The sequence below is a fragment of the Brevundimonas sp. Root1423 genome, from assembly GCF_001426805.1.
This window is the reverse complement of sequence record NZ_LMFL01000067.1, coordinates 1-12,333: the sequence shown is the minus strand read 5'-3', so window position 1 is coordinate 12,333 and position 12,333 is coordinate 1. Positions and strand designations below refer to the sequence as shown.

The following is a 12,333-nucleotide window of genomic DNA, read 5'->3' as shown; positions in this document are numbered from 1 at the left end:
AGGGCCGGACGTTCCTCAGATCGGTCCATGGACAGCGAGCGCCGCCCGTTCATCGCCACCTATATCGAGGCCAGCCGACCGTTCGGCGTCCGCTACATCGGCATGACCAGCAACCTCTATGAGCGCGGGCGACAGCACCGCGACGGCGTCATCGAAGGCTTCACCAAACGCCACGAGTGCAATCTTCTGGTCTGGTACGAACAGCACGCGCTGGTCACGGAGGCCATCCGACGGGAGAAGGCCCTCAAGCGTTGGAAACGCGCGTGGAAGATGCAGTTGATCGAGGCGCGCAATCCTGATTGGGCGGACCTGTACCCATCGCTGTGCGGATCGGCGCCCGATCCTCGGATCAAGTCCGAGGATGACGGAGAGGGGAGTGTCGCGGCGTTCTTGAAGCGGCTGGGGCAGGCTCGGGACCTGGAGGACTAGGCGTCCTCCGCCGACCTAGCCCCTCACAAACCCCCTGAGCACATTCGCCTCCGTGCTCAGCACCAGCCGGCTCAGGTCCACCCGCTTCGGCTCGGCGAACATCAGGAAGTAGTATTTCATCTGCTCCGACCACCAGCACCAGCCGGCTCAGGTCCACCCGCTTCGGCTCGGCGAACATCAGGAAGTAGTATTTCATCTGCTCCGACCACCAGTAGCCGGGGCAGTTGTCGCCCTGSGYCATCGGCCGGGTSGTGATGTCGGCCAGCGASGTRTAGCCRTASGCCGCYTTCGACGTCKCCTTCATCGCCCGGTAGTGCACCGCCGTCAGCGCGCGATACCGCTCGTCGCGGTCGCCCAGCCACAGGTTCAGGCAGGCGTCGGCGAACTCGGGMCGCAGGCCGGTGCGCTTGCCGCGCGCCGTCCCCGTCGTCACCTCGATCGATTCCGGGATGATGGTGTAGCGCGCCTGCATGTCGGTGTAGCTGGCCAGGAAGTCGTCGCCCTCGGCCTTGCGTCCCACCTGCCCCAGCAGCCCGGCCAGATAACCGCCCAGCACGGTCTGCGACGTGCCGGTCACCTCGGCGGTCTCATAGTCCACCATCGGGAACCACAGCCGGCCCTCGTAGCGGCGCCCCTGATGGGCGATCATCGCGCCCGTGCATTCCTCGGCCCAGCGCTTCATCTCGGCGTCGCCGAACATCTCCCAGCTGTCCCAGAGATATTCGTAGAAGCTGTCGGCATAGACGTCGATCGAGGCGTTGCGGCTGGTGAACAGCCCCGTCTCCGCATGGATATTGGCCGCCATCAGACCCTTGTCCGACCGCATCTCGAGCGCATGCTTTATCGCCCGCTTGGCCGCCGCATAGTATTTCGGCTCGCCCGTCAGCTGGCCCAGCAGGCCGAACTCGGTGGCGTAGGTGCCGATCTCGGCGAGGTTGGTCATGGGGTCGCGCACCGCCCCCGTCTTCAGGTTCACATAGCGGTACGGCAGACCGTGCGGCGAGGCGTCGAACGCCTTCATCAGCCGGTCGGCCAGATCCTTCGCCCTGGCCAGCAGCACCGGATCCCCGCTGGCCAGATGCGCCGACAGCAGGCCGCCGACCAGCCGGATATTGGTCTCGAACACCTGGGCGAAGCCGTCGATGTCGAAGTCCAGATGGGCTTTCACCCAGTCGACCCCGGCCTGGAACGCCTCGTCCAGTTCCATGATCCACAGCGTGTCCAGCGCCTCGACCAGCGACAGGCCGAGGTCATGCCCCTCGATGAAGAAGGACTGGCTGGTCCCCGAAACAGGATTGATCTCGTCCTTGCCCCAGGCCCGGGCGACATAGTGGTCCCAGGCCCATTTGAACTCGGCCTTCACATCGGCGCCGAGGGCGGCCCAGTCCTCATTCCGCGCGAAGGCGGGCAGGCCGGCGGCGGCGGTTCCGCCCATCAGGGCAAGGGTGTGGCGGCGGCTCAGGGATCGGATCATGCGCCACCCTACCTTGAGGGTCAGGCTGAACAACTCCGATCATCCCGGCGACAGCCGGGATGATCGGAAGAAGGATCAGGTGCGGCTGGACGCCAGTCGCGGCCCGATCATCCACGGCGGCTCCGGCATCGACCGGCGCGCGGTGTTCTGGGCCCGGGTCCAGCGCTCGTGCAGGTCGGCGAAATAGGGATCGTCTTCCTCGATCCGCCGCTGTTCGCCGCTGATGAAGCCGCGGCGGATCGTGATCAGGTCGAAGGGCGCCCCGACCCCGACATTGCTGCGCATCGTGGTCGAGAACGAGATCAGTCCCAGCTTGACCGCCTCGGCCAGCGGCGTGTCGAAGGCGAGGCCGCTCTCCAGAATGGGCTTGCCGTATTTCAGCTCGCCGATCTGCAGATAGGGCGTGTCGCGCCCGCACTCGATGAAATTGCCCTGGCTGTAGATCAGGAACAGCCCCATCTCGCCGCCCTTGATCTGGCCCCCCAGCAGCATCGAGGCCGAGGTGTTCAGGCTGTCGGCCTCCAGCGCCGGCGCGATCGACAAGCGCACGCTGCGCAGGGCGTGGCCCAGAATCTGGGCGCAGCGGAACAGGCTCGGCGCCGTCTCCAGCGTCTCGGGCTCGTCGCCGACGTTGAGGTGGACGCCCTCCTTCGCCATGGCCAGGGCGGTCTGGGTGACGGACAGATTGCCGGCGGTGCAGACGCCCAGAACCCGCTCGCCGGGCCGGTCGACGACGTGGAGTTTGCGATAGGTCGAAATGCTGTCGACGCCCGCATTGGTGCGGGTGTCGGCGATCATCGCCAGACCCTCTTCGACCAGCATGCCTACGCAATAGGTCATGCGGCGCGCCATCCCCGTACGGCAGTCATGAGGCGACGGTATCAGATTCGCGCGACGGCGGCGCCCGCATCCTCACCCGGGTCAGGCCTGTTGCTGGCTCTGTTGCATGTCCGCATCACGCACGTTCAGCCGCACCGCCAGCCGCTCGCCGCCCCCGCCGTAGGTGGCCCCGCGCACCGGCGCCGCGCCCAGATAGTCCAGGCCGGTGGCGACCCGCACATAGCGCTCGGTCGAACAGATGCCGTTGGCCGGATCGAATCCCACCCAGCCCAGATCCTCGATCCAGGCCTCGGCCCAGGCGTGGCCCGCCTCCTGGTCGTCCTGTCCGTCCCGCCGCAGCAGATGACCTGACACATAGCGCGCCGGCACGCCCATCTGCCGGCAGCAGGCTATGAAGACATGGGCGTGGTCCTGACAGACGCCCCGCCCCAGGGCCAGGACCTCGGCCGCCGTATGGGTCGGCGTCGTCACCCCGACCTCGAACGCGACCGAGCCGTGGATCCCGGCCATCAGCCGGTGCAGCCGCTCCAGCGGCGGATGGGCCGAAAACTCCGAGGCGAAGACCGAGATCAGCTTGTCGCGTTTGGTCAGCGCCGTATCCCGCAGGAACACCAGCGGCGACAGGGTCTCCTGATCCCGCGGCACGACGCCGGCGGTCTCGTTCGTCACCACCTCGCCCGAGACCCGGATCGTCAGGCTCTGCGTCGGCTGTTCGGTATAGAGGGTGTGGACGATGTTGCCGAAGGCGTCCTCGGACTTGCGCAGACGCGCGTCGACATCGGTCTCGACCCGCCAGTCCCGCACCTGCTGGGCCTCGGACGACCGGGGCGACAGACGCAGCGTCTGGATGATGAACCGCGCCGCCCGGTCATAGGCGTAGGTGGTCGCGTGATCGATACGGATGCGCACTGGGTCAGCTCAGATACTGTTCGTGGATCGCCTGCCCGAGGCGGCCGTTCTCGCCGAGGAAGGCCTGGATGTATTCGTGCAGGCCCGACTGGAAGATGTCGTCCATGCGCGAATTGTCGAAGGCCCGCATCCGCTCCGCCGCCAGCCGCTGCGCCGGTCCCCGCCGGCCATAGTCGCTGGCCAGACGCTCCAGATACCGCACGATCGACGCCTGACAGCTGGCCAGCGAGCGCGGCATCTGACGGTTCAGCACCAGCAGATCGGCCACCAGCCACGGCTTGACCGAGTCCCGATAGACCCAGCGATAGGCGGTCAGCGCCGAGACCTCGCGCAGCAGGGTCGTCCACTGGAAATAGTCCAGCTGCCCGCCGACCCGTTCGCCCTCGGGCAACAGCAGATGGTATTTGACGTCCAGCAGCCGCGCCGTGTTGTCGGCCCGCTCGATGGCCGCCCCCAGGCGAAGGAAATAGTAGCCGTCGTTGCGCAGCATCGTCCGGCTGGTCGCGCCCTCGACCGACAGGGTGACCGTCTTCACCCACTCCAGGAAGCGGGCGAACTCGTCGCGGCGCGTCGGCTGGCCCTGTTCCTCCAGCCCGTTCCAGGCGCCGTTGATGGCCTCCCACAGCTCCACCGTGAGGGCCGTTCGCACCGAGCGGGCGTTGGTCCGCGCCCGGGTGATGCAGGCGGTGATCGACGAGGAATTGTCCGGCGCGAAGGCCAGATATTCCCGCACCGACTTCTCGGTCGGCGACCGGCCCAGCGCCTTGGGCGCGCCGGCGGAAGCGAGCGCGCTGGCCCATACGGTTTCCGCGTCGCCGTCGCCGCGCGTCGGAATGGCGGCCAGCCTCAGCGTGGCCTCGAGGATGCGGGCGAGAAAATCCGCCCGCTCGATATAGCGGCCGGTCCAGTACAGGCTGTCTGCGGTGCGGCTCAGCATTCAAACATCCAGCACCCACGTGTCCTTGGTCCCGCCGCCCTGGCTGGAGTTGACCACCAGCGACCCGGGCTTGAGCGCCACCCGCGTCAGACCGCCCGGCGCCACCTTCACCCCGTCGGGGCTCGACAGCACGAACGGCCGCAGGTCGACGTGGCGCGGCGCCAGCACGCCGGACTTGTCCAACGTCGGCGCGGTCGACAGCTCCAGGGTCGGCTGGGCGATGAAGTCGTCGGGATCGTTGATCAGCCGCTTGCGGAACGCCTCGATCTCGGATTTCGACGCCGCCGGCCCCACCAGCATGCCGTAGCCGCCCGATCCGCCGACCTCCTTGACCACCAGCTGATCCAGTTTCGACAGCACCTCCTTCAGCGCCTCGGGCTCGCGGCAGCGCCACGTCGGCACATTCTTCAGGATCGGCTCCTCGCCGGTGAAGAAGCGGATGATCTCGGGCATGTAGGTATAGACCGCCTTGTCGTCGGCCACGCCCGTCCCGACCGCATTGGCCAGGGTCACCGTCCCGGCCTGGTAGGCGGTCATCAGCCCCGGCACGCCCAGGGACGAATCCGGCCGGAAGGTCAGCGGATCGAGGTAGTCGTCGTCGATGCGGCGGTAGACGACGTCGACCTGCTGGCGTCCCTGCGTCGTGCGCATGAAGACCTTGCCATCGTCGACGAACAGGTCGCGCCCCTCGACCAGCTCGACCCCCAGCTTGTCGGCCAGGAAGCTGTGCTCATAATAGGCCGAGTTGAACGGCCCGGGCGTCAGCACCACGATCGTCGGGTCCGGCCCCGCCGCCTCTGGCGCGCAGGCCCGCAGCGAGCTCAGCAGCATGTCCGTATAGGTCTCGACCGGCCGCACCGGATAGTCGGCGAACAGGTCGGGGAACAGCCGCATCATCATCTCGCGGTTCTCCAGCATGTAGGAGACCCCGCTGGGCGTGCGGCAGTTATCTTCCAGCACGTAGAAGCCGTCCTCGCCCGTCCGCACCAGATCGACGCCGGCGATATGCACCCACACCCCGCGCGGCGGCCGGCGGCCCTGCATCTCGGGCACATAGTGGGGATTGGTCAGCACCAGTTCGGGCGGCAGGACGCCCGCCTTGAGACACTCCTGCGGGCCGTATACGTCGGCGAGGAACATGTTCATCGCCGTCACGCGCTGGATCAGCCCGGCCTCCAGCCCGGCCCATTCCGACGCCCCGATGATGCGCGGCACGACGTCGAAGGGGATCAGCCGCTCGCTCGACTCCGCGTCGCCATAGACGGCGAAGGTGATGCCCATGCGGCGGAAGAACAGCTCGGCCTGACGCGAGCGCGCCTGCAGCAGGCCGTCCGGCGCCTCGGCCAGCCAGCGGGCCAGCCCGCGATAACTGTCGCGGACATCCGCCCCGCACCCGGGCGCCCCACCTGACATCTCGTCGAACGCCATGCCGCTCCCGCTGCTCTGAAGATTCAGCGTGACCCGACAAGCGTCGCTGAGGCAACAGGAATGTTGCGGCGCGGCAAGCGTTCCGTCGCCTCAGGGGGCGGCCGACCGGGGCGGCGCGTTCTTCACATACTGGTCCAGCCAGCGGGTCATCTCCCACAGCGTATGACCCACGGATTCCCGTGCGCGATAGCCGTGGGCTTCCAGCGGCAGGACCACGTAGCGCACCGTCGCGCCATTGCCCTTGAGCGCCGCGTAGAACCGCTCGGACTGGACCGGGAAGGTACCGGAGTTGTCGTCGGCCTCGCCGTGGATCAGCAGGATCGGCTCATTGACCCGGTTGGCGTAGGTGAAGGGCGACATCTCCGTATAGGTCTCGGTCGCCTCCCAGTAGGTCCGCTGCTCGGCCTGGAATCCGAACGGCGTCAGGGTGCGGTTATAGGCGCCCGACCGGGCGATGCCGGTGCGGAACAGGTCGGTGTGGGCCAGCAGGTTGGCGGTCATGAAGGCGCCGTAGCTGTGCCCGCCCACGGCGATCCGTTCGCGGTCCGCCACGCCCATGCCGACCACGGCCTCGACCGCCGCCTCGGCGCTGGCCTTCAGCTGTTCGACATAGGTGTCGTTCGGCTCGGCTCCGCCCACGCCGACGATGGGCATCGACGGGTCGTCCAGCACGGCATAGCCCTGGGTCAGGAGGAACAGATGGCTGATGCCGCCGGGCCGCGTGAAGCGGTTGGCGCTGTCCACCACCTGGCCGGCCACCGCCGCGTCGGTGAACTCGGCCGGATAGGCCCACATCACCAGGGGCAGCGGACCGTCGCGGTCCTTGTCGTACCCCGCCGGCAGATACAACGTCCCCGACAGCGCCACGCCGTCGGCGCGCGTATAGGCGATGGTCTGCTTGCTGACCCCGGCCAGCTGCGGCGCCGGATCGGGGAAGGTCGTCAGGGCGTCCTGCCGGCTCGCATCCAGGTCGCGGACGAACAGGTTCGGCGGGTCGTTGCGGGTCTCGCGGCGGGTCACCAGACGGCGGCCTTCCTCGTCAAGGATGCCGACGACGCTCTCATAGTCGCCGCTGGCCGAGCTCCACAGCCTTTCGGACTGTCCGTTCGACAGGTCCATGGCCGCCAGGAAGGGGTACTCCCCCTCGCGCGTCGCGCCGGGGCCGGTTGTCAGCACCCGGCCGTCGCGGGCGAAACGGATGACGGGGAAGCCCTGGTCGTTGGGCTCGGTCACGGGCGAGCCCGGATCGTTGTACCGGTCCTGATAATTGCGCTCCAGCAGGACCCGCCCGCTGCCCGGGTTTGACGGATCGACCACATAGCGGGTCTCGTGCCGGGTGTTGAACCAGCGGCTGTTCACCAGGGCGGTGTCCGCGTCACCCCAGGTCACGCCGGCGTAGCGTTCCTTCAGGTCGATCAGCCGTGTCGGCCCGGCGTTGAACGGCGCCGCCAGCATGAACACCCGGTCGCGCACCTCGGCGGGCGTGCGCGGATCGCCGCCGTCCTGGGCCTCGGTCCAGACCAAGGTCGCGGGCGCATCGGCGCGCCACTGCACCGAGCGCGGGCCCGGCGCCACGGCGTCGAACGGCGTCGGGATGTTGTCCCTCAGGGGAAGGTCGGCGACCCGGTGAACGACCCGGCCCTGCAGATCGGTCACGACCACGTCCGCCGGGAACAGGGCGGCGGGCACGACATAGCTGTAGGGCCGCCTGGCCGTCGTCTGCAGCACGTGCTGCCCGTCGGGCGACACGCCCGCGCCGAGATACACAGCCGGAGCCCCCAGCGTGCGCGCCGGTCCATTCAGCGGAACCAGCGTCAGCTGCGAGGTGAAATAGTGGTCGAACAGGGCCTCGTCGCCGGCGTTGGACAGCAGGTCCTGATAGGTCCGCGCCGGGGCCGTCCGCCCCATGCTTTCCTCGACCGTCGGGCCGACGGGGGCTCGGCTCACATCCGGCGCCGCGCCGCGGCCTTCGGGCGTCATCCGCACCATCAGGCCCGAACTGTCCGGCAGCCAGTCGAAGGCCCCGCCCCCGGCCGCGTTGACACGGGCGTCGGTCAGCTTGCGCGCCTGTCCGCTCGCGACATCCACGACCCACAGCTCCAGCCCCGTCGGGGCGTCCATCATCAGGGCGATCGATTTTCCGTCCGGCGACCAGCTGGGCGAGAGGAACCGCGCATTGGCCGGCAGCGCGACCGTGCGCGCCTCGCCGCCCGCGACCGGCTGCAGGCTCAGCCCCGTCAGCCAGGTGACCCGGCTGTTCGCCGGCCCGTTGTTGCGCGGATTGATCCGGTATCCCGCGAGCCGCAGCATCGGCTCTGCCAGTTCGGCGATCGGCGGCAGATTGGCGCGCTCGAACAGCGCGAGGGTCGTCCGGTCGGGCGACAGGCTTGGCGTCGGCGTTGGCTTGGTGTCGAGAATGTCGGCGATCGGCGCGGGCGGCTGCTGGTAGGCCAGGCCGTCCTGGGCCAGCACCGGCCCCGCAAGGGCCGCCAGAAGTACGAAGGCGGGCAGAGCCCGTGCGAGCAGACCATGACGCATTTTGACTTCCCCAAACCACCACGCCCCACGGGCGCCGCACGCTAGGGTGCGGGGGAGACGGGGGTCAAGGGCGCCGGCTCTCCCGACCGCCCGCGGTCGCCCCGGTCATCGCATAGCAGCTGGCCCGGCTGGGCCGGTCGCCGTGCGGTCCGCCGTAGGCGGCGCGGACCGAGCACAGGTCGGCAGGGCTCAACTGGCCCTTCCAGCGGTCGGGGTTGCAGTAGTTCATGATCGATGCGGGGTCGTAATACTGCTCGTCGGCGACCTCGGCCTCCGGCGTGCCCAGGCGGGCGACGCAATCGGGCGCGCGCGGGCTGACGTGGTCGTGCGAAAAGCCGAGGGCGTGTCCCAGCTCATGCAGGGCGTCGGCGTAGAAACACCCCTCGCGCCCCACGGTCCCGCGCCGGCCGCAGATGCGGTTGGTGACCAGATAGTCGGCGTTCAGGGTGATGGCCCCGCCGCGCACCAGATTGACGCCCAGATGGCTGGACGAGGCGAACAGCTCGGGATCGTGCTCGATCCGTATGGGAATCCGGCGCGGCCCTGAGCCGGGCGCCGGACAGGCGGCGAGGATGTCGAACTCGACCCGGGCCACGGCCTCCCACGCGGCCGCGGCGTCCATCACCTTCTCCCGCGCCCAGGCGTCCGCCTCGGCCGGGGCCTCGAAACACATCGGCGCCCGCCCGTCCGGCCACAGGTCCGCCTGGGCCGGCGGCGGCGCGGCGGGCGGAGGCGGGCGGAGGCGGTGGAGGCGGTGGAGGCGGTGGAGGCGGCGGCGCCATCACCGGTGGCGGAACCTGATCCTGAAACACCGAACAGCCGGCCACAGGAACGCACAGCGCCGCCAGCGCCAGCACCAGAACGATCTTCAAACGGCTCATGCCCAGCGGCTTTCGGTCAGGGTCAACGACAGGTCGAGCGCCAGCGCCTGCGCGGGGCCCCGTCCGGCCTCCGGGGCCAGGTCCTCGGCCTCGACGCTGATGGTCACGGGCGCATCGCCCTCGCCGATCAGGTTCAGCACCTCCTCGCCGAACCGGAACGGCAGGACGTAGTCGCCGGCGTGGTGCGCCTCCACGCCTTCCCGCAGGTGCAGGAAGGTCGGCGACGACCCCAGAGATATCCGCCGCCCGGCGCAGCTCATGCGGATCTCGATCGACCGGTCCAGCAGCGTCTCGTTCGCGGCCCAGGCGACCGATCCGGCCCCCTCGATCATCAGCGTGTCGTCCGCCGCCCGCATCCGCGCCACGGCCTCCGCCGGCAGGGTCACGGACAAGCCGCCCTGCCCGTCTCCGCCCTCGGCCCGCATCCGGTGGACGACCCCGCCCAGCGGCTCGCGCCGCGTCGCTCCCGGCGGTCCCACCTCGGGCGCGTTGAACACCGGGAAGGGATAGAGATGGTCGTAGCCATAGCCCAGCGCCCGCGTCTCCAGCACGCTCCCAACCCGCCAGTCGCCCGTGTCCTCGCCTTGCCCGCCGACGAAGCCGTCCAGCGTCCGTGCGGTCCAGTCCTCGGGATAGACGCCGGCCGGCTGACGCGCGTGCCAGGTCGCCCAGACGCGGTCGACATTGCAGTGATGCAGCCAGAAAATGGGATCGGTCGCCGCCGTCGTCAGCCGCTTCATCACCCCGCCGACCAGTTCGTGGATGTAGTTGTGGCCATAGCCCTCGACCATCCCCGCCCCGGTCGGCAGCCGGCCCGCGAAGGTCGGAAAATCATCCGAGGTCAGCCGCGACATATACGGCGACCGGGCCCACCGGGCGGCGTTGAAGTCCAGGGTCTCGACGCCGCGCGCGCGCTGCCGCTCGTACAGCAGGGCGTCCTGCTCCGTGATCCACGACGGCAGGGTCCGATGCTCCTGCGCGTCCCAGTAGGGCATGGCGAAGGCGGCATGCCCCGTCAGGCCGGCGATGATCCGCTCGAGATGCAGCAGTTGCAGCCGGTGCCAGGGCAGGAACAGGCCGTTGTTGTGCTGGCCGTTGCGGGAGTGGATGGCGTTCTGCCGCGCCCAGGACCGGTCGTCGCGCCGCCGTTTCATCAGGGCCAGGCCTTCGCCGAAGGCCACCACATCGTCGCTGGTGGCGGACAGACCGCCGGCGCCGCGTCTTGTCCGCCGGGTCTGGCCCAGCGCCGGACCGGCGCACAGGCTCAGCATCGCGGCGCCGGTCAGGGCCTTCCGTCGGTCGATTTTCACCCATGCCCCCGCACATCTTCTGAACCGCGAAGGTTCACCAATCTCAACCTGGTGTCGACCCCGCGTCGCGCACCGGGTCCTGGCCGATGAACCGCGCCTGCCGCGCCGCCGTCCACATCTCGCGCAGGCCCTGACGCGGCTGATCGACGCCGAAGACGGCCAACCGGGCGACCCAGACCTCGGACAGCTGCTCCACCGTGCCCGCGATCCATCCCGGCGGCTGCTGCCGCGCCCAGTTCAGCGGCGACACGGCGTTGAACACCATCAGGAAGGCCGCCGTCATCAATACGGTCCGGCTGGTCCAGCGCCGGTCGCGCGCCGCCACGCCCTCGTCGTCCAGCGGCGGCGCGGGCGGAAAGGCGAACCGACCCAGGGCGGTCAGGGCGTTGTCGCGTGTCGGCAGGTCATGGGCGTCGGCCGTCTCGATCCAGTCGCTGGGCGGATCCTTCGGCGGCGGCGGCAGACTTTCGTACAGCGGCGGAAAGGGCGAATCCGCCCCCTGGAGCGGGAACGGCTCCAGCCTTTCCGGGGGATCTTCGTGCCTGCCTGTCGTGTCGTCGGTCATCGCGGGTCCAACGCCTCAGAACTGGAAATAGATGAAGGGCGCCACGCCCTCGGGGCGCACCGCCTCGATCAGCAGGAAGGCCGCGCCGACCAGCAGGCCCAGGGTGATCGACGGCGCCGTCTTCAGCCGCTCGGCCAGCCCCTCGACGGCGCGCGGCGGCAACCAGTGCATGGCCAGCCCGCCGAGGATCAGCATCAGCAGCAGCGGCGTCAGGGCGGCCACCGGCCCGATCCGCCCCAGGCCCTGCAGCATGGCCATGGCCATGTCGGAGCTCTCGGCCCGGAACAGGATCCAGCCCAGGCAGACGATGTGGAAGGTGACCAGCACCCCGACGACTGTCGGAACGACCTTGCGGTCCCCGAACGCCGCGCGACCCAGCCGCTCGATCACCTGCACCCCGCCGTGCAGCGCCCCCCAGGCCAGGAAGGTCCAGGCCGCCCCGTGCCACAACCCGCCCAGCACCATGGTGATGAAGACGTTGATGCACGACGAGATCAGCCCCCTGCGCCCGCCCCCCAGCGGCACATACAGGTAGTCCCGCAGCCAGCTGGACAGGCTGATGTGCCAGCGCCGCCAGAAGGCCTGCATCGAACTGGCGCGATAGGGCTGGTCGAAATTGCGCGGGAAGGAATAGCCGAGCAGGGCCGCGATCCCGATGGCCATGTCCGAATAGGCCGAGAAGTCGCAATAGATCTGGACCGCATAACCATAGACCGCCGCCGCGATATCCACCGCGCCATAGGCCGAGGGATCGAAGAACACCGGRTCGACCAGRTTCACCGAAATCTCGGACGCGATCACCGTCTTCTTGAACAGCCCCCAGACGATCAGCAGCAGGCCGTGGGTGGCCATCTCSCGCGTCAGYCGCGGCGTCCGGTCGAACTGCGGCAGCAGGTCCGACGCCCGCACGATCGGCCCCGCCACCAGATGCGGGAAGAAGCTCATCAGCAGCATGACGTCSAGCAGGCTCTTCGCCGCCGGCGTCTTCCCGCGATGCACGTCCACGACGTACGAAATGCTGC

At 69.1% G+C, this 12,333-nt stretch carries 11 protein-coding genes and 1 pseudogene; 1 reads left to right on the top strand and 11 read right to left on the bottom strand.

What is annotated here, in order from left to right:
- The first annotated feature begins 27 nt into the window (after positions 1-27).
- On the top strand, positions 28-429 hold the full coding sequence (locus ASD25_RS26770; RefSeq protein ID WP_055831468.1) for a GIY-YIG nuclease family protein: 402 nt from the start codon (positions 28-30) through the stop codon (positions 427-429).
- A gap of 15 nt (positions 430-444) precedes the next feature.
- On the opposite strand, the gene ASD25_RS32910 is transcribed toward ASD25_RS26770, so the two are convergent.
- From ASD25_RS32910 to ASD25_RS26720, 11 genes and pseudogenes are all read right to left on the bottom strand, one after another.
- The gene (locus ASD25_RS32910) at positions 445-531 is read right to left on the bottom strand and encodes a hypothetical protein (protein WP_255356204.1); all 87 of its coding nucleotides are present in this window, start codon (positions 529-531) and stop codon (positions 445-447) included.
- 121 nt (positions 532-652) lie between these two features.
- Positions 653-1,864: pseudogene (locus tag ASD25_RS26765) on the bottom strand (glycoside hydrolase family 47 protein); the annotation flags it as partial.
- Between the two features lie 114 nt (positions 1,865-1,978).
- The gene (locus tag ASD25_RS26760) at positions 1,979-2,743 is read right to left on the bottom strand and encodes a hypothetical protein (protein ID WP_055831608.1); all 765 of its coding nucleotides are present in this window, start codon (positions 2,741-2,743) and stop codon (positions 1,979-1,981) included.
- Positions 2,744-2,824: 81 nt separating this feature from the next.
- The gene (locus ASD25_RS26755) at positions 2,825-3,652 is read right to left on the bottom strand and encodes a transglutaminase family protein (RefSeq protein WP_055831470.1); all 828 of its coding nucleotides are present in this window, start codon (positions 3,650-3,652) and stop codon (positions 2,825-2,827) included.
- 4 nt (positions 3,653-3,656) lie between these two features.
- Positions 3,657-4,589: an alpha-E domain-containing protein gene (locus tag ASD25_RS26750; protein WP_055831473.1), complete on the bottom strand. Its 933-nt coding sequence runs from the start codon at positions 4,587-4,589 to the stop codon at positions 3,657-3,659.
- Positions 4,590-6,017 carry a circularly permuted type 2 ATP-grasp protein gene (locus ASD25_RS26745; RefSeq protein WP_055831475.1) on the bottom strand — a complete coding sequence of 476 codons (1,428 nt, stop codon included), beginning with the start codon at positions 6,015-6,017 and terminating at the stop codon, positions 4,590-4,592.
- Positions 6,018-6,107: 90 nt separating this feature from the next.
- Positions 6,108-8,555 carry a S9 family peptidase gene (locus tag ASD25_RS26740; protein ID WP_055831478.1) on the bottom strand — a complete coding sequence of 816 codons (2,448 nt, stop codon included), beginning with the start codon at positions 8,553-8,555 and terminating at the stop codon, positions 6,108-6,110.
- A gap of 64 nt (positions 8,556-8,619) precedes the next feature.
- Complete coding sequence (locus ASD25_RS31115) at positions 8,620-9,228, bottom strand: hypothetical protein (RefSeq protein WP_055831481.1); 609 nt, start codon at positions 9,226-9,228, stop codon at positions 8,620-8,622.
- Positions 9,229-9,432: 204 nt separating this feature from the next.
- Positions 9,433-10,746: a tyrosinase family protein gene (locus ASD25_RS26730; RefSeq protein WP_055831482.1), complete on the bottom strand. Its 1,314-nt coding sequence runs from the start codon at positions 10,744-10,746 to the stop codon at positions 9,433-9,435.
- Between the two features lie 43 nt (positions 10,747-10,789).
- Positions 10,790-11,311 (bottom strand): hypothetical protein, encoded by a 522-nt coding sequence (locus ASD25_RS26725; RefSeq protein WP_055831485.1) that lies wholly within the window; start codon positions 11,309-11,311, stop codon positions 10,790-10,792.
- 15 nt (positions 11,312-11,326) lie between these two features.
- Positions 11,327-12,333: MBOAT family protein (locus ASD25_RS26720; RefSeq protein ID WP_056621493.1), on the bottom strand; the 1,007-nt coding region annotated here is incomplete at its 5' end.

What these genes read in the sequence shown, in the direction of transcription:
- ASD25_RS31115 (WP_055831481.1), bottom strand. Translation starts at nt 9,228, where the DNA reads ATGTGTTTCGAGGCCCCGGCCGAGGCGGACGCCTGGGCGCGGGAGAAG.
- ASD25_RS26760 (WP_055831608.1), bottom strand. Translation starts at nt 2,743, where the DNA reads ATGACCTATTGCGTAGGCATGCTGGTCGAAGAGGGTCTGGCGATGATC.
- ASD25_RS26740 (WP_055831478.1), bottom strand. Translation starts at nt 8,555, where the DNA reads ATGCGTCATGGTCTGCTCGCACGGGCTCTGCCCGCCTTCGTACTTCTG.
- ASD25_RS26750 (WP_055831473.1), bottom strand. Translation starts at nt 4,589, where the DNA reads ATGCTGAGCCGCACCGCAGACAGCCTGTACTGGACCGGCCGCTATATC.
- ASD25_RS26745 (WP_055831475.1), bottom strand. Translation starts at nt 6,017, where the DNA reads ATGGCGTTCGACGAGATGTCAGGTGGGGCGCCCGGGTGCGGGGCGGAT.
- ASD25_RS32910 (WP_255356204.1), bottom strand. Translation starts at nt 531, where the DNA reads ATGTTCGCCGAGCCGAAGCGGGTGGACCTGAGCCGGCTGGTGCTGAGC.
- ASD25_RS26770 (WP_055831468.1), top strand. Translation starts at nt 28, where the DNA reads ATGGACAGCGAGCGCCGCCCGTTCATCGCCACCTATATCGAGGCCAGC.
- ASD25_RS26725 (WP_055831485.1), bottom strand. Translation starts at nt 11,311, where the DNA reads ATGACCGACGACACGACAGGCAGGCACGAAGATCCCCCGGAAAGGCTG.